The 15,780-nt window shown below is 55.7% G+C and carries 11 protein-coding genes and 4 pseudogenes; 2 read left to right on the top strand and 13 right to left on the bottom strand.

All coding sequences use genetic code 11. From position 1 onward, the window contains the following. Positions 1 to 19: 19 nt before the first annotated feature. The 7 genes from ISN39_RS35085 to ISN39_RS35055 form a co-directional block, all read right to left on the bottom strand. Entirely contained in the window at positions 20 to 1,156 is a 1,137-nt protein-coding gene (locus ISN39_RS35085; RefSeq protein ID WP_194732490.1) for a Xaa-Pro peptidase family protein, read from the bottom strand. Positions 1,157 to 1,346: 190 nt separating this feature from the next. Continuing rightward, the gene (locus tag ISN39_RS35080; protein WP_194732489.1) at positions 1,347 to 2,741 is read right to left on the bottom strand and encodes a CapA family protein; all 1,395 of its coding nucleotides are present in this window, start codon (positions 2,739 to 2,741) and stop codon (positions 1,347 to 1,349) included. A 16-nt stretch (positions 2,742 to 2,757) separates the two neighbouring features. Further along, a complete protein-coding gene (locus ISN39_RS35075) occupies positions 2,758 to 3,798 on the bottom strand; it encodes a dipeptide ABC transporter ATP-binding protein (protein ID WP_194732488.1) in 1,041 nt (346 codons plus the stop codon). Beyond that, positions 3,795 to 4,802: an ABC transporter ATP-binding protein gene (locus ISN39_RS35070; protein ID WP_194732487.1), complete on the bottom strand. Its 1,008-nt coding sequence runs from the start codon at positions 4,800 to 4,802 to the stop codon at positions 3,795 to 3,797. Before ISN39_RS35070 ends, ISN39_RS35075 begins: the two co-directional genes overlap by 4 nt. 1 nt (position 4,803) lies before the next feature. Next, positions 4,804 to 5,682 carry an ABC transporter permease gene (locus tag ISN39_RS35065; protein ID WP_194732486.1) on the bottom strand — a complete coding sequence of 293 codons (879 nt, stop codon included), beginning with the start codon at positions 5,680 to 5,682 and terminating at the stop codon, positions 4,804 to 4,806. A 1-nt stretch (position 5,683) separates the two neighbouring features. Beyond that, entirely contained in the window at positions 5,684 to 6,625 is a 942-nt protein-coding gene (locus ISN39_RS35060) for an ABC transporter permease (protein ID WP_194732485.1), read from the bottom strand. A 631-nt stretch (positions 6,626 to 7,256) separates the two neighbouring features. Further along, positions 7,257 to 8,861, bottom strand: a complete 1,605-nt coding sequence (locus ISN39_RS35055) for an ABC transporter substrate-binding protein (protein WP_194732484.1) — start codon at positions 8,859 to 8,861, stop codon at positions 7,257 to 7,259. A 283-nt stretch (positions 8,862 to 9,144) separates the two neighbouring features. On the opposite strand from ISN39_RS35055, the pseudogene ISN39_RS35050 reads away from it, so the two are divergent. Further along, positions 9,145 to 9,307: pseudogene (locus ISN39_RS35050) on the top strand (IS3 family transposase); the annotation flags it as partial. 278 nt (positions 9,308 to 9,585) lie between these two features. Here ISN39_RS35050 and ISN39_RS35045 read toward each other — a convergent pair. Together ISN39_RS35045 and ISN39_RS35040 are read right to left on the bottom strand one after the other, a co-directional pair. Further along, positions 9,586 to 10,623 (bottom strand): annotated as a pseudogene (locus ISN39_RS35045) (IS110 family transposase). A gap of 459 nt (positions 10,624 to 11,082) precedes the next feature. Continuing rightward, positions 11,083 to 11,314: pseudogene (locus ISN39_RS35040) on the bottom strand (IS110 family transposase); the annotation flags it as partial. A 9-nt stretch (positions 11,315 to 11,323) separates the two neighbouring features. Here ISN39_RS35040 and ISN39_RS35035 point away from each other — a divergent pair. Beyond that, positions 11,324 to 11,503 (top strand): annotated as a pseudogene (locus ISN39_RS35035) (integrase core domain-containing protein); the annotation flags it as partial. Positions 11,504 to 11,734: 231 nt separating this feature from the next. On the opposite strand, the gene ISN39_RS35030 reads toward ISN39_RS35035, so the two are convergent. The 4 genes from ISN39_RS35030 to ISN39_RS35015 all read right to left on the bottom strand — a co-directional run bounded on the left by ISN39_RS35030 (position 11,735) and on the right by ISN39_RS35015 (position 15,604). Beyond that, on the bottom strand, positions 11,735 to 12,952 hold the full coding sequence (locus ISN39_RS35030; protein ID WP_194732483.1) for a M20 family metallopeptidase: 1,218 nt from the start codon (positions 12,950 to 12,952) through the stop codon (positions 11,735 to 11,737). 195 nt (positions 12,953 to 13,147) lie between these two features. Continuing rightward, the gene (locus tag ISN39_RS35025) at positions 13,148 to 13,615 is read right to left on the bottom strand and encodes an Lrp/AsnC family transcriptional regulator (protein ID WP_194732482.1); all 468 of its coding nucleotides are present in this window, start codon (positions 13,613 to 13,615) and stop codon (positions 13,148 to 13,150) included. 66 nt (positions 13,616 to 13,681) lie between these two features. Further along, positions 13,682 to 14,269, bottom strand: a complete 588-nt coding sequence (locus ISN39_RS35020; protein ID WP_246763623.1) for a carboxymuconolactone decarboxylase family protein — start codon at positions 14,267 to 14,269, stop codon at positions 13,682 to 13,684. Between the two features lie 9 nt (positions 14,270 to 14,278). Next, positions 14,279 to 15,604, bottom strand: a complete 1,326-nt coding sequence (locus ISN39_RS35015) for an aspartate aminotransferase family protein (protein WP_194732481.1) — start codon at positions 15,602 to 15,604, stop codon at positions 14,279 to 14,281. Between the last annotated feature and the right edge of the window lie 176 nt (positions 15,605 to 15,780).

Here is a 15,780-nt window from a genome sequence, read left to right as displayed (position 1 = left end):
GTCGCTTGAGAGCCGGACGTCAGCAGAAAAGCCTACGATCCATTTTGGTTAAGCGCGTTCCCCCTTCGGTCGTGACGACGATGGTTTCGCTGAAGGCCATGCCACGCGCCGATGTGTACATGTGGAAAACTTGATTCTGCTCGAGTTTCCAGTCGCTATCCGCCAGGAAAACACGGGTGAAATCGCTGGTGCGAGGGGGGCTCTTTAGGCCGAGCGTATAGCCGGTAATATTCGCGTAGCTGTCGCGCAGTCCAGCCTCCAGCATCCCCTCGCGTACGACGCGGTCAACATCTTTTGCATTGACGCCCGGCCTCATGGTGCGGAACTGCTCGTCCTGAATTTGGATCATTGTTTCGGCAGTCCGGATTTGTTCATCGGTCGGAGCACCGATTGATTTCGGGCGCATAAGTCGCGAGGTATAACCACGAAAATGTGGAACCGGCTCCAGGTGTACGATATCCCCTTCAGCCAGCATGCGGTCGCCGAGGGACGAGTGCAAAGTTCCCGAGCGAGGGCCGGACGACATAACACCGACCTGCGCATTATCAGCGCCACTACGCCACGCTTCGCTCGTCATGGCCGCAAAAACTTCGCGCTCGTTAACGCCAACCTGGGCTACCTCGAAGGCTGCCGCCGCCGCACGGTCGCAGATCTCGGCGGCCACTGTTAGACAAGCAAGCTCCAGCGGGGATTTGACGAGCCGCATTTCCCACATGACGCGGGAGAAATCGACGAACTTGGCATCTGGGAGCAGACTTTCGAACTCCAATGCGCGGTTCACCGTGAGAATATGGCTATCGCGCTCGACGCCTATTGCCGAGGCTCCAAAGCCACGGGATTTGATCGTCTCGGCTGCGACCTTAATCGGGTTTTCGTTATCAGAAAATGCTACATAATCGCCGAAACGACTTGCCTCGCTAAAGCTGGGAGAATCGAGGCCACGGATCACTGCAATGGGCTCTTGGTCGAGGGGGATGAGCAAGGCTTGGTACATGGCCGCTGTTGACGAGAAACCGCTGAAATAGGCCCGGTGTTCACGTTGGTCCACGATGAGCATATCCACGCCGCGCTCGGCCATCCCCTTGCGCAACGCTGCGAGGCGCGAGCGGAATTCGTCGACTGGAAAGGGCGGAGGGAAGATTGGAGGCTGTTTCATCAGATCATTCCTATATCAACATACTAAGGCGGGTATGGGGGAGCCGGAAACGCCCGCGAGAGCAATGTCCATTATCGCTTTCGCGCAAGGCTGCATGACCGTGTGAAATCTCATCAAGCGCGCCAGAGCCCGACATTGAGAGGCGGGCAAAGCCTCGACCCATGGCTTTTCATGGCTCGGTCCGGATGCGTCAACATCTGATAATTCCTACATCGTCTTCGATGCTGATCTCAGTGCCAAAGGGCGCCGACAACTTCTGGAGACGTTCCAGAATTGATTTCGCTTTGGCCGGAGGTGCAAGACATGGGATGCCACGGTTCGCAAACCTTTTCGAATGTCCAAGTTCGATCGGGTGGAGCTGCAGTTCAACAAGTCTGTTTCCCTCGAACCGGCTTGAGGTCACAATACTTTCGTAGAAAACCGGATCCTTAAAACCTGGAGCTGTTGTATATCCCGATGCCATTTCGGCGACCGTGACTTCAGCGTCCGTGTCAGCCTGTTCGTCTTTGCCGTAAGCGTCAAACATGTCAGCGCCCACGGGGGTCCGCAGGTCATCCATCATGAAGTTTCCAAGGCTATAGAAGATTGGCCGGCCCTTGTAGATTTCTATTCCGCGCAATTGGTGGGGGCCATGTACGATGTATGCGTCGGCCCCAGCATCGATCAGCGAGTGCGCGAACGCTCTCTCATAATCAGCTGGTTCTTGGCTCCAATTTCCCGGTTCGTGTCCGTGATTCGTCACAATGCAGAAGTCAGAGAACTGTTTACCCCGTCTCAGATTGCGCAGGATATGAGAAACGTCGCCGGGATGGGGCTCATAGCTGTAGCCTGCTTTCTCACCGGCTTTGTAGGTCACACCAGCAAGCTCGACCAGGTCGTCGTCCGCATGATCGCGTACGTAGTTTGGCAGAGAATCGCGTATCTCCCTCAGGCTCACGAGCATGTGGGGCGCCACGACCACGCTCCTTGCCAATCGAAGGGCATTAAGGCCTGGTCTGCCGGGCGCCTCGCCGGCGGGATCACATGCCCGGGACATCGGCGGAAACGTCGTTGCAAACGATACCAGCGCCACCCGGCCACGCGGGCTTTCGACAAAACGAGCGGCGCCAGCTTGCGAAAGGTTTTCGCCGACACCTGCATGAATGATTTCGTTCTGGTCGAGAGCCCGGCAAGTCTCTCGCATGCCTTCAACGCCCCAATCGAACGTGTGATTGTTGGCGTAACTTACGATATTGAACCCCATTGCCTTCAAAGCGGGTCCAACAACTGGCAGGCTGACGTGATACGCACCGCCATATTCGGCTTGGGGACTTCCGGTGAAGTATCGGCTGTCAAAGATGTTCGTTTCTAGATTGCCAAACGTAACATCAACTCCTTGCAGAAGTTCGGCCACTTCGCCTAACCCGGGGTTGTTGTTTTTCGTGATCGCTCGAGACACGATAAGGTCGCCCACAGCGACCAGAGTGAAGCCGTCTGCTACGTTCGTCGCGACCGAACCAATGGAATCGTAATTGCTCGCCTCTTGTCGGGAGACGCTATTTTCTGCCAATTGGTCCACTATATTTCTCTCTTCCAAGTTGTTCATTGCCTCGTTGACATCATCAGCCCAGAGGCTGTTCCACAGCGACTGACGGGTGAGCCGCCGTAGACAACTGTTCGTTGGTGCCCGCCGCCGGAGCGCGCACATGGCACGCCACCACTCGGCCGTCCGCCATATGAACCAGCGCCGGCACTTCAACTCGGCACCGTTCGATTGCAAGAGGGCAGCGCGGGTGAAACGCACATCCGCACGGTGGATTGACAGGGCTGGGTACCTCCCCTTCAAGGGGCACTTCCATCCGAACCCGCTGGGGGTCTGGTATAGGTGCAGCCGCGATTAGCGCCTCTGTGTATGGGTGAACTGGTTTGGCGAAAAGCGCGTCGCATGGCGCCAGCTCCACGATCCGACCGAGGTACATGACCGCCACGCGATGGCCAATATGTTCAACGACACTGAGGTCATGCGAGATAAAGACAAAGGCGATACCCATCTGCTGCTGGATATCCATCAGAAGATTTAGGATTTGCGCCTGCACGGATACATCAAGAGCCGAGACTGCTTCGTCGGCAATGATGAGCGACGGCTTGAGGGCCAATGCACGGGCGATACCCAGGCGCTGCCGCTGCCCGCCAGACATCTCGGACGGAAGCCTGTGCATCATCTCCGGCGACAACCCGACCTTTCGCAGGAGGTCGGCCGCCAGAGCTTGGCGGTCTTTGCGGTTTAGCCGTTCGAAGTTCTCGACAGGCTCGGTGATGATCTCTCCTGCGGTGAGACGCGGGTTCAACGAAGAGAATGGATCTTGAAAAACCATCTGCATCCGACGCCGCGAGGCTCGAAGAGCATTCTTCTTTAGTCCGGCAATATCGGTGCCGTCGACCAGGACCCGCCCGCCTGTCGGATCCACCAACCGCATCAAGAGCCGCGCGACTGTGGACTTACCGCAGCCGGATTCGCCTACAATGCAAAGAGTTTCCCCGGGCTCAACGGTAAAGGAAACGTCTTCGACCGCCCGGACCACTGGGATTGTCTTCTTCAGGAAGCCCCCACCGAACGGATAATGCTTGGCCAGATTCTCAACTTTAAGCAAAGGACCACTCATGCGCCCATTACCTCCTCGGCTCGCCAGCATGCTGCAGAATGGGCAGGCCTGACGTCACGCAGGCTCGGCGCTTGTTCACGGCATATTCCCGTCGCAAACGGGCAACGAGGCGCAAAACTGCATCCTACGATCGGCTCGCGCAAACTAGGAACGATTCCAGGGATTTCTGCTAGTCGCTGCTGCCGCCCACGTCTGGGATCGGGCATGGATCGCATAAGGCCCTTTGTGTAGGGATGCAGAGGATAATCGAACAAATCCTTCACCGTAGTCTGCTCGATGATCCTACCCGCATACATGACGATGACACGCTGACACGTCTCTGCAACTACGCCTAAGTCATGTGTGATCAACATGACCGCGGTACCCGTGCGCTCTTTCAAGTCAACGATCAGTCTCAGGATCTGCGCCTGGATAGTGACGTCTAGCGCCGTGGTCGGCTCATCCGCGATCAAAAGCTCGGGTGAACAAGCGAGCGCCATGGCAATCATGGCGCGCTGACGCATCCCACCTGACATCTCATGGGGGTAGTTGTACAAGCGTCGTTCGGGATCGGCAATGCGCACCATGCGAAGCATTTCAAGCGATTTTTCCAACGCCTCTGAGCGGGAAGCACCCGTATGAATTTGGACAGCTTCGGCGATTTGACGACCAATGGTGTGAACCGGGCTCAAACTTGTCATCGGCTCCTGAAAGATCATGGCAATACGGTCGCCGCGGATCTTTCTCATTTCCCGCTCCGAGAGATTGATAAGGTTGCGCCCTTTGAAAAGGATCTCACCACCAATGGTCTTTGCTGTGCGTTTTGGCAGCAAACGAAGGATTGACAGGGCGGTGACACTCTTCCCACAGCCCGATTCACCGACCACGCCAAGTGTTTCGCCGCTGTTCACCTGAAAACTAACGCCGCTTAGAGCACGTGTAACGCTCTCCTCACCATAAAAGTGGGTCTCAAGGTCGCGAACATCCAGAAGCAACTGGCTATCTGTGTTTTTCTGCATTTTCATGTCAGCGTCTCCGCTTTGCACGGGGATCAAACATGTCACGCAACCCATCCCCAAGCAAGTTGACGGCAAGGACGGTGACGGCGAGAAAGATGCCTGGCGCAAAGACCGTCATGGGAGCGATGCCGAGAAACAGGCGAGAGTTCGAAATCATATTCCCCCAGCTGGGAATCTCGGGAGGCACGCCCACGCCCAGAAAGCTGAGGCCGGCTTCTGTGAGGATTGCATCCGCACATACAATGGCGCTCTGAACCATAAGAGGTGAGATCGTGCTCGGAAGGATATGGCGCCACAACACCCTCGGGAGGCGCGCGCCACCGCAAAGTGCAGCCTCGACGTAGGGTCGTTCTCGAACACTGAGAACTACCGAACGAACCAACCGCGTCACGCTTGGCAATTGTGGGATCGTTATGGCGACGATGAGGATACCAATCCCGGGACCAGTTAGAGAAATGAGTGCGATAGCCAGCAAAATTGTCGGAATCGACATCAAGCCGTCCATGATCCGCATAACGATATTGTCAAAACTCCGACTATAACCGGCGAGGATGCCGATCAGGAGCCCGGCGGCAGAGGCGAAAATCGCCGAAAGCAACCCCACTATGAGGGAAATGCGGGCACCAAAGATAGTTCGAGAAAACACGTCCCGGCCCAGGTGGTCGCTTCCAAACCACTTCTCAGGTGAAGGCGCCTGCAGACGAGAAAACGGGTCCATGTTTACTGGATCGCCTGCGTACAGCGGTGCGGCAACCGCCAGAACCACCAATACCGTCAATAGGCCGCCACCTACAAACACGAGTGGATGCCGCCTAATTAGACGAGGAAGATGAGCAATTTCTAGCCGGGGCGCCGGCACGGGTTCAAGCTGAGCAGAGAGTGTCATATCAGTACCGAATACGAGGGTCGACCAGGGTATAGGAGAGATCAACCGCAAGGTTGATCAGCACGTAAAGGCCCGAAACAAGGATTAGAACGGCCTGAATAATAGGATAGTCACGATTGTTGATCGCATCGACTACGAGACGACCAACGCCGGGGATGTTAAACACGGTCTCGGTAATAACGACGCCAGATATCAAACCCGCCAAACTCAAGCCGATGACGGTGAGGATTGGCACCCCGGCATTCTTCAGGGCGTGGTGAAAAAGCATGGCGTATGTCGACGCGCCCTTTGCCGCAGCCGTTCGCATGTAATCTTCCGACAGTACTTCAAGCATGCTTGATCGCGTGATCCGCGCGATGAACGCCACATAGCCAACACCCAGAGTCAGCGTCGGCAGAACGAGGTGCACGAACCAAGTGCCGGTGCCACTGCTAATGGGCGCGTAACCTTGAACGGGCAACCAATGAGTTGTGATTGCAAAGTAGTATACGAGAGCATACCCGATGACAAAAACCGGAACAGAAAAACCAACCGCCGCAAATCCTGCGAGAGCGCGATCGACGACGCCACCGGCGCGCCATGCAGCAAAGACGCCAAAGTACACTCCTATCGTTACAGAAGAAATGATTGTCATGAAGGACAGGGAAAGAGTGGGCTCTAGTCGGTCCGCGATGAGCTCAAGGACCGGGCGCCCCGTAAAGATCGAAGTCCCAAAGTCCCCGCCGAGGATGGAAGTCGCCCAACGTACGAACTGGACTGGCAGCGGATCGGTTAGTCCCAACTGTTCGCGGATGCCGGCGATCATCTCCGGCGTAGCCGCGTCGCCAGCGATTATCGCTGCCGGATCGCCGGGCGCTAGCCTGAGCAGCAGGAAGACGAAGACTCCGACCATCACCATTACAGCGATCGCCGAAACCAACCTTCGAAGGATGTAAATGCCCATTGTTCCTTAGACCTTTTGCATGTTCCACTTGGCGACAGGTTGCAGCATCTCGAAGACTCCGGAAAGCGCCTCGTTTCTCGCGGATACGAACTGACCGAGTCGAATGTCGCCAACGAAGTTCCATGCTTGATATTCGTCCCAAACCGCGGCTTTTCCCACCTGCATTGAGGACAGAGCCCCGTTGGCGATAGTTCATATCGTTCGTGATGAAGATGCTCCAACCTTCCTGGATTGGACCGCTATTGGCGCGGCGTCTTCGCGTCGCGAATTATCATGGTCGCAGCTCCTCCCAGCTTTTTGTTGCGACGACCTTCCGAAAAGTTCGGATAGGTGGCGTCGCGGACGCTAGCGTCCCACCTTATGTACTCCAGCTTACCCCGATGTGCAACATGTGTTTTATTTTATACTTTATAACTCAAACGTTGCATTCACTCCTCGACCTCGTTGCGTTGCTGCGAGACGAAGCTCAATGGACGCGTTGCCGCTCACGCCGCGCTTAGCTGGCCGGGGCAGCCGACCTGCACCGTGCCGATTACGGCGCGGGACGATGTTCTGATCGCAACACACGAATCCCGTCCATCACAATGTAGCAATGGTCGGACTATCCCGCGAGAATAAGGGCACCGCCTGCTTAAATCTTCAGCATACTCCACATAGGGATGATCTGCGGCATGCAGATGACTCCTGTGAGCGCTTTCCGGCGTGCAACAGGCGAGACGATTTGCCCAAGCCTAATGTCCCCGACAAAGTCCCACCAGACGCGTTGCATCTTTCTGGCAAGCGCCTTCCGCTCCTCCAGCGTATTAACCTTTGCCCAGTTGGCCCGGAGCGCTTCGTATTCGTCGCTCTTCGGCCACCCGTACCAAGCTTTTTTGCCGCTAGCCACGAGGAACGGTGTGCCGAGGGGATTTGCTAGCGAGTAGTCGATTTCATCCGTGATGAAGATGTTCCAGCCACCGTTCTCAACCGGACCTTTGTTCGCTCTGCGCGCGACCAAGCCGCCCCAGTCGCTCGGCGCCAGTACAGCATTGATCCCAATTTTTCGCAGCGCAGACGCAACAATTTGCGACGCATCGTTGAACTTCGCTACGTTGGTAGGCTGCAGAATTACGATCTTCTCACCAGCATATCCCGCTTCGCTGAAGAGTTGCTTGGCCTTTTCAGGGTTGCCACCCTTCTTGAACCACCCGGTGTTCTCATCGTTCGTCATCGGAGTATTATTGCCGAATATGGAGGTGACCGGGCGACCAAATTTTGGGTCCGGAGCCATTGCCTGCAAGAGTGCTTCTTGGTCGATCAGGTGAAGCAGAGCTTGACGTGCTTTCACGTTGTCGAAAGGCTTCTGCAGGAAATTCATACGGAGGCAAATGTCATCCCCGCCTTTGTTGAGAACTTCGAGTTCCAAGTTTGCATCATTCTCGACTACTGAGTACAGATCCACAGGAGGCCCCTGAAGAAAATCAATCTCACCGGTTTGTAGCGCAGAAAGAGAAGTCTGCTGATCGGCGATGTTCTCCCAGATCACGCGATCTACCTTGACTACTTTGCCACCAGCCAGCCCATCGGCGATCTCGTTGCGTGGTACATATTTTTCGTTCCGATCATAGGTGAAGCTAGCGCCGGGTTTGGCGAGAGCTTCATTGAACTTGAACGGACCTGACCCGATGTTCGTTGTCACCTGCTCGGTAGCAGGGCGGCTTGCATCCTTCTCTCGCATAATGAAGAGGCAAGGCGGCGTCAGGTCCGCAAGTATGTCCATCAATAGCCCCAGCGGCTCCTTCAGGGCGATGGTGAAAGTCTTGGCGTCGACCCGTGAGACGTCATTGGCCAATTCCATGATCAATCGGCCGCCTGGATGAACCTGTCCCCAACGACGGATCGAAGCCACACAGTCGGCGGCAGTGACAGGTGAACCATCGTGCCATGCCAGGCCATCGCGAAGCACGAACGTGTAGGTCTTTTGGTCTTCGGAAACAGTCCACTTCTCCACCATCTGCGGACGCGGTTCAAATTTGGAATCGACCGAGAAAAGAGTGTCGTAGATTGCCGCCCCGTGGTCGGCCGTAATATTCGCCGTCGTGAATATGGGATCAAAAACCTGAAGATCGCCAGTTTTCACCATCCGAATAGTCCTTGGATCGACACCTGCGGCCTGTGCCCGCAGGATGGATGGGATCGTCAAAGCAGTCGCGGCTGCCATGCTGACTTTGAAGAGATCGCGTCGAGAAATTTCCATGATTTAGTTCCCCTTTTGAACCTTTGGCCGCAGGCGCGGCGGCCCACAGGCCTCTGAAATCGGGTCTTTTGACAAGGCAGCCGCTTTTGCTCCGCGTTGCCAGCGCCCAATGAACATCTATCGCAATGCCGAAACTGTGGCAACGTATGTTTTAATAATGACGATAGTGATTCATTCATCTCAATCCAAGTGAAAGATCGGCGGGTACACGGTCCCTTCAGCTCCTTGAGGGGCGACGGGCGTGTTTGGCGATGAAGCCAAAGCAGAACCGGCAGGTCCGACCGTCGATGTCAAAACGCTCCATGCGAAGATCGGCGAACTGACGTTAGAGATTGATTTTTTATCCGGTGCGCTCGGCAAAGCCGGACTGCTGAGCGGAAAGAAATGATCTGTCCGTCGTGCGACAGGCGAAGCTTCTCGGCTTCAGCCGTGGCAGCGTTGTCTTCTCTATTCGGCGTGGTGAGGTCAAGCACCTTCTGACTGTCCGTAGCTATGGTGATTGATGTCTTCGCAGTATCGCGCTTCTCTACGGGATCGGCCTGCATAGCCCTCCCATTATGGGACCAGAAGAATGAGGCGGAACAATCTAATCGGCGACCTGATCGCAATAAACGACCGTACCAAGACAACCACGCGAACTCACCCCATCCGTCGTCCCGCGAAGGACATCTTTCCACCGGCGGCGGAATCTTGTCTCCTTTTGTTGTTGTCACCTTGTTGCTAATTACGCAGCAACAGGCAAGCTCTCCCGTGTCCAACAGAATTCGGTTCCGTCACTCCACATGCGATGCATGATCACAGCAAGCCGTCGGGCCGAGGCTACAACCGCCTTTTGCCTGCCGCGGCGTTTGGCGATATTCATCGCCCAAGCTTTTAGCCACGACCATTTCTTAACGTTTACAAGCAGAACTTGCGCTGCTTCGTAAAGCAGGGATCGCATCATTGCGTCACCGCAACAGGATACTCGCCCGACCCGTTTGCTTTCACCAGACTCGTTCAGTTTCGGCGTCAGCCCGAGCACAGAACCGACCGCCTTTGAATGTGCAAAACGGCCAGGAGTATCGATGGTTGCCGTATAGGTGAGAGCGACAACCGGGCCGACACCAGGGATCGTCGTCAATCGGCGACATACCTCATCGTCGCGGACCAAATCCAAAACCTTCTTGTGCAGCTTGGTGAACTCGTCCCGCAGCAGTTTGCGTGCAGCCAACAATGGCTGCATGATTTCGTATAGATCAGGCCTGTCTTCGACGAGCTCATTGATCCGCTCCTCGAATTTGATCTTGCCGGCCAATCCGACTTTCAGACCGAAGTTGCGCAACGATCCACGAATGTCATTCGCGATGGCGATGGCTTTTTCCTGCAAGAGTTTGCGCGCGGTCAGCAATGCTCGGTGCTTCTGGCTCGTCAATGTCTTCACATGCACAGGCCGATAGAGATTGACGCGCATCATCTGCGCCATGCCACGCGCATCGTTGCGGTCCGTCTTATTCGGTTGGGCTTTCAAAAATGCCTTGGCATGCCTGGTCTCGATGCAGATCACCGGCAATCCCGCCTTGGCAAGTCCTTCATAAAGCCATTGCGACAGTGGTCCGGCTTCAAGACCGATCCGTCCAATCTGCCACTTCGGATCCTTGATCACCGAGATCAAATCCTCAGGGTGACTGGCAACTTTCGTCTACCGGCAAACCTTGCCTGTCTCATCGACAATGCAGACCGCGGTCTCTTTCACCGATACGTCCAGTGCACAATAGTGTTTCATGCTGCGCTTCTCCCTTTGATGTTTGAGGCTGTTGAGAGACATGACCTCGTTTTACCATCAGCCAGAAGCGCAGCACCGCAATCCGCAATGGTCAACGCTGAGACGCAAAGCCGAATATCCCATCTAATCGCATTCCGTTAGTCAAGGTGTTTTGGGCATTCGGCGTTGTCCCCGTATTGCGGAACGCGCAACGCAGCGTAAATTGATTGGTCGGATCGGGCCTCAGCGGCCATGGTTTCTCAGAGCTGTCCGGTGCCGGGAGCAGGGTTGTCTCCGCGGTCGTCACATGGTCGCCGCATAATGGGTCTACTCAGGTGGAATCTTCCTATGTTTGATGCGCAGTCTCGACCGAGCTGCGGCCAGTAAAACGGAATGATCCGACCCACGTCCGCAGCAGGGACGCTCAGTGCCTCAAATCAGATTTTGACGACGCTGAGGGAAGAAGGCTGACACTCTCGCTTATGCGGTGGCGCCAGCCAATGCGTTGAACATCTCTCCCGTCTTGAGCATGCTGTGCATGATGACCGCGAGCTTTCGCGCGACCGCCACTGCGGCGCGCTTGAAGCCCAACCGCTCACGCAGCTTAAGCCCCCAACTCATGAGACTACTCTCGTTTCTGGCACTGGTTCTTGTGAGGATCACCGTTGCCGCTTCGCAGCCCCCGCAGATGGTTGTCGCCTCTTCGCGGGATCTGGCTCTGCGGTCGATCAAATATGAGGAGGTCTATCTGCACGCCTACAAAAGCGTGCCGGAGGCCCGAGCTGGGATCGGCCGCTATCTCCGTTTTTATAATACCCGACGCCCACATTCATCCCTTGACCGGCAGACGCCGGATCAGGCTTACTTCAACGCGCTGACGCCGATGATGGCGGCAGCGTAATCGAGGCGGGAATCCACTTAGCAAAACGCCCCAAGTTGTTCAGACAAACCGAGCCACCTCTGTCATTGGTGCCGAAATTGCGAAGTATCGCAGAGCAAACGCGTCCGCCAAGATGGGTGAGGTCATCAGGATAGCCTCTTTTCGCGGCAACGGAGAGACCTGGGAAGGGCATCTAAAGTCGCAGCGGCACCTTGTCCAAGCGCAGCAGGCCGGCGCTCATTCCCGGGCATCTCAAGAATGGCATCCTGAATGGGCTGGGTAGATCCCGTCAGCGTGCAAAAGATCCCAACAGTACCGGATCGCTAGCTCTGTTGTCGGGATCAGAACCTTGTCAGAGGCCCCGAAACTAGGTGTGTGGACGCCGGACTCGTTGCCTGGCTCTTTGCTGCCGAACCAAAAATAGATCGATGGCACGCAGCTTGAGTAAAAGCCGAAGTCATCGCTGCCAGCGCTCGACGCTCCTTCAACATACTTGTCCTCGCCCACAGTTTGAACGACAAGCTGTCGGAAATGTTCGACCATGGCGCGGTCGTTGACCACAGGGGGCTCGCCAAATTGAGAACTGAATCCTGCGGTGCCCCGATGCATCGTGGCGACACCTTCGGCAACCTCGCGGACGCGTCGGACTAGGAGTTCCCGCCGCTCGAAACTGGCGGTCCGGATCGTACCCGTCATCTTGACGGATGGGCAGATGATGTTTGTCGCTTCTCCGCCATGGATCGTCCCGATTGTCACGATCGCTCGATCGTCTACCGGCATTTCGCGGGAAACCACCTTCTGAACCTCGTTGATGAACGCGCCAGCGATGGCAATCGCGTCCACTCCCGCATGTGGTTTCGCACCGTGGGCCATCGTTCCAGTAATTTCGAGCGTAAACTGGTCGGATGAATTCGTCACAGCGCCCGCCCGAGCACCGTAGGAGCCCACCGGGATATCCGTCCGGACATGAAACCCGACTGCGGCGTCGAAGCCGTCGAGCAGATTTTCTTCCAGCACCGTACGACCGCCGAGCGGCTCGGCCTCTTCCGCCGGCTGGAAGAAAATTCGAATTTTTCCGGAGAAGTTTGTTCGCATTCGGTGAAAAGCAAGAGCCGTTCCCAAGGCAATCGATCCGTGCATGTCGTGGCCACAGGCGTGCATTACACCCGGCACTTGCGACGTATAGGGCAGGTCATCGCGGTCTTCCTGAATCGGTAGTGCGTCGATGTCCCCGCGCAGCGCGACCGAGCGTGCGGGACCAGGTGCTGATCCTTCTATATCAATGTACACGCCTGTTTCGTGAAACGTTTTGGCGCCTGTTACGCCGAAAGTTGCCAGCATCTCGATAATCCGCTGTTGCGTTTTCCACTCAGCGTTTGAAAGTTCCGGCTCGCGATGCATGGCGTGACGCACCTCGATAACCGCATCGCGCTCTATCCTGGAGAGCAGGTCGGTTGTGAGATTCCTCATTTGTGAACTTCCCCTACTTTCGTTTTGTTATGACCGCAATTTGCCGACGTTTACCGGCAGCGCCTCGGTGCAACGCAAAAGCCGGGATTTTGCCGGCTCTCGGTACCCTCGCGAGTGGGACTAGTATCTCGCTGACGTATATCGGTGACCCTTCGGAACCTCTCTCGTCTACCACTGGGCCCAGGGCAGCAGATGTTAAACCTCCACGGGAAAGGCGAAAGTGGCTTTGACGCGATCCATGACAACCATTGTCTTGAATCCCTTGATATCGGGGTTCTCATAGAAGAAGCGACGGGTGAACTGTTCATACCCCTCCATGTCTTTCGCAGTGACAACAAGTATGAAGTCGGCATCTCCAGTTACATAGTAGCCAATCATTACCTCCCGTGTATTTCGAACCGCACCTTTGAATCGGTCGACGATGTCAGCTCTCTCTCGTTCAAGAGAGACCAGAACAATCATCGTAATTTGTCGTCCGACTGCTTTGGGCGATACGATCGACACATCCGCTTCGATAACTCCTTCGTTGCGCAATCGCTTTAAGCGACGTTGGCATGCTGTCGGAGAGAGGTGGACTGCCTCTGCAAGTTCTTCTGAGCTCAGGCGATTATTCTTCTGAACTGCCTCAAGAAGCGCCATATCTATGCGATCTAGCTCGATCATTGCGATATCCTGTGAAGCGGTGTGGCCTTCCAGACCAAAGCTTCTTCGTTCCGCCTAACAAAACGCCTAACTCATGGATCCGCGGCCATAGTCCAGAATTTCAGTTAGTGGCCGCTCCGTCATTACTGCCGCGACGGCTTCGTCTATCGGGGTTTTATAGGTCAGGAGGATGTAGCCCAATATGGAATAGAACCCGACTGTCGCCATGAGGTCGATGACAGCTTGCGTCCCGATCGCGGCTGATAGCGCTCGTTCGAGACTTGCGGGCAACTGGAAGCCATCGAAAAGCGCATCAACGGCCCGGGCAATTAGTCCATCTTCCCCATCGGGCGAGCCGCGTATAGCTTGAATTCGTGCATCTGAAATACCAAGAGATCGGGCGCGGCTAACGTGATGGGCCCACTCATAATCCGCGCCCATCCGATGGGCGGATCTCAGGATAACGAGTTCCGACCGAATGGCCCCCAAAGCGCTGTCTTTGACGATATGCTGGCGCAGCGGAGCCCAGGCCTTCAGCAATGCTGGATGGTGCGCCATTGTTCGGTACACGTTCAGCGCTCCGGCGAAGCCTGCCTTCATATCTGCAATTTCTGTGGGCCACTCTTCGTCGGTAAGAGGAAGACAGGGAGATGGTGTTAGACGCAAGGCATTCATGACGGAGCCTCAACTCTCAATGGCCGCATTGATTGCTGCAGCGAGCCGCTCGACGATGAGGTCGATCTGCTCGGGTTGAACGATGTAGGGCGGAGCCAGCAGCACATGATCGCCTTGCTTGCCATCAATGGTGCCACCCATCGGATAGCACATCAGGCCACGCTGCATTGCCTCTCCTTTAATCCTCGAGTGAATTTTTCGAGCTGGATTGAACGGTTGCTTCGTGTCCTTGTCCGCGACAATTTCCACGCCACGAAACAGACCCCGGCCACGGATGTCGCCAACGTAAGGGGATTGGCCTAGTGCCGCATCAAGTCCAGCCTGAAGCCGATCACCCATCTTTACGACGTTGACCATCATTTCCGGGCGTTTGAGGATCTCGACCACTTTGCTGGCTGCCGCCGCAGCGATCGGATGCCCGATGTAAGTATGTCCGTGCTGGAACAGCCCCGAACCTTCCGCAAATGCGCGATAGATATTTTCAGACAGCAGCACCGCTCCGATTGGCTGGAAACCACCGCCCAAGCCCTTCGCAATGGTCACCAGATCGGGAACGATTCCTTCCTGCTCCAACGCGAATATCGTTCCGGTGCGGCCCATCCCGCACATGACTTCGTCGAGGATGAGCAAGATCCCATACTTGTCGCAGATGTCCCGCACCCGCTTGAAGTAGTCAGCAACCGGCCCCACGGCGCCCAGCGTCGCGCCAACTAAGGGTTCCGCAACGAATGCCATGACCCTGTCGTCTCCCAACTCGATGACCTTAGCCTCCAGTTCGGCGGCGAGCCGTTCGGCGTAAGCCTCCGGTGTTTCACCAGTCTGCATGTCGCGATAGGCGTAGCACGGTGAGACATGATGGGTCTCAGGCAAGAGAGGCTTGAACTGTGCGCGGCGCCATTCATTTCCACCGGTTGCCAGCGCTCCAATTGTGTTTCCGTGATAGCTCTGCCGACGTGCGATGATATGGCGTCGTTCAGGCTGGCCAACCTCCACGAAATGCTGGCGCGCCATCTTAAGCGCGGCCTCGACGGCTTCGGAGCCGCCAGAGACCAGGTAAACATAGTCCAGACCCTCCGGCGCAAGCTCAACAAGCTGCTCAGCAAGCTGTTCAGCGATATCGGTGGTGAAGAACGAAGTATGAGCATAGCTGATGCGCCCCATCTGCGCCTTCATCGCTGCAAGCACTTCCGAATGGTTGTGGCCAAGGCAACTGACGGCGGCGCCGCCTGACCCGTCTATGTACCTTCGACCCTCGCTATCCGTGATGTAGATGCCTTCGCCCGCGACGGCCTTGGGCAGATTCGTACCGATGTTTCGATGAAGGATTTTAGTCATACAAAAATATCTCAGCTGACCGTTTAGCCGGGACCGGCGCGTTCGAATATTGAATTGCAGATTTTGCTCGAGTATGCAACAACTGTTTTACAACAAAACTTTTGATGCATTTGTTTTCTAAATGAATGGACTGTGAGCACTATATGGTGGGAACCGCCTCTGGTGATTTGACTTTT

This window comes from Rhizobium sp. 007 (assembly GCF_015353075.1).
Lineage (GTDB): Bacteria > Pseudomonadota > Alphaproteobacteria > Rhizobiales > Rhizobiaceae > Rhizobium.
Note: the sequence above shows the minus strand (reverse complement) of the source record. Positions and strands in the feature narration are given on the sequence as shown.

What these genes read in the sequence shown, in the direction of transcription:
- ISN39_RS35025 (WP_194732482.1), bottom strand. Translation starts at nt 13,615, where the DNA reads ATGATCGAGCTAGATCGCATAGATATGGCGCTTCTTGAGGCAGTTCAG.
- ISN39_RS35080 (WP_194732489.1), bottom strand. Translation starts at nt 2,741, where the DNA reads ATGAACAACTTGGAAGAGAGAAATATAGTGGACCAATTGGCAGAAAAT.
- ISN39_RS35030 (WP_194732483.1), bottom strand. Translation starts at nt 12,952, where the DNA reads ATGAGGAATCTCACAACCGACCTGCTCTCCAGGATAGAGCGCGATGCG.
- ISN39_RS35070 (WP_194732487.1), bottom strand. Translation starts at nt 4,802, where the DNA reads ATGAAAATGCAGAAAAACACAGATAGCCAGTTGCTTCTGGATGTTCGC.
- ISN39_RS35085 (WP_194732490.1), bottom strand. Translation starts at nt 1,156, where the DNA reads ATGAAACAGCCTCCAATCTTCCCTCCGCCCTTTCCAGTCGACGAATTC.
- ISN39_RS35015 (WP_194732481.1), bottom strand. Translation starts at nt 15,604, where the DNA reads ATGACTAAAATCCTTCATCGAAACATCGGTACGAATCTGCCCAAGGCC.
- ISN39_RS35060 (WP_194732485.1), bottom strand. Translation starts at nt 6,625, where the DNA reads ATGGGCATTTACATCCTTCGAAGGTTGGTTTCGGCGATCGCTGTAATG.
- ISN39_RS35020 (WP_246763623.1), bottom strand. Translation starts at nt 14,269, where the DNA reads ATGAATGCCTTGCGTCTAACACCATCTCCCTGTCTTCCTCTTACCGAC.
- ISN39_RS35075 (WP_194732488.1), bottom strand. Translation starts at nt 3,798, where the DNA reads ATGAGTGGTCCTTTGCTTAAAGTTGAGAATCTGGCCAAGCATTATCCG.
- ISN39_RS35065 (WP_194732486.1), bottom strand. Translation starts at nt 5,682, where the DNA reads ATGACACTCTCTGCTCAGCTTGAACCCGTGCCGGCGCCCCGGCTAGAA.
- ISN39_RS35055 (WP_194732484.1), bottom strand. Translation starts at nt 8,861, where the DNA reads ATGGAAATTTCTCGACGCGATCTCTTCAAAGTCAGCATGGCAGCCGCG.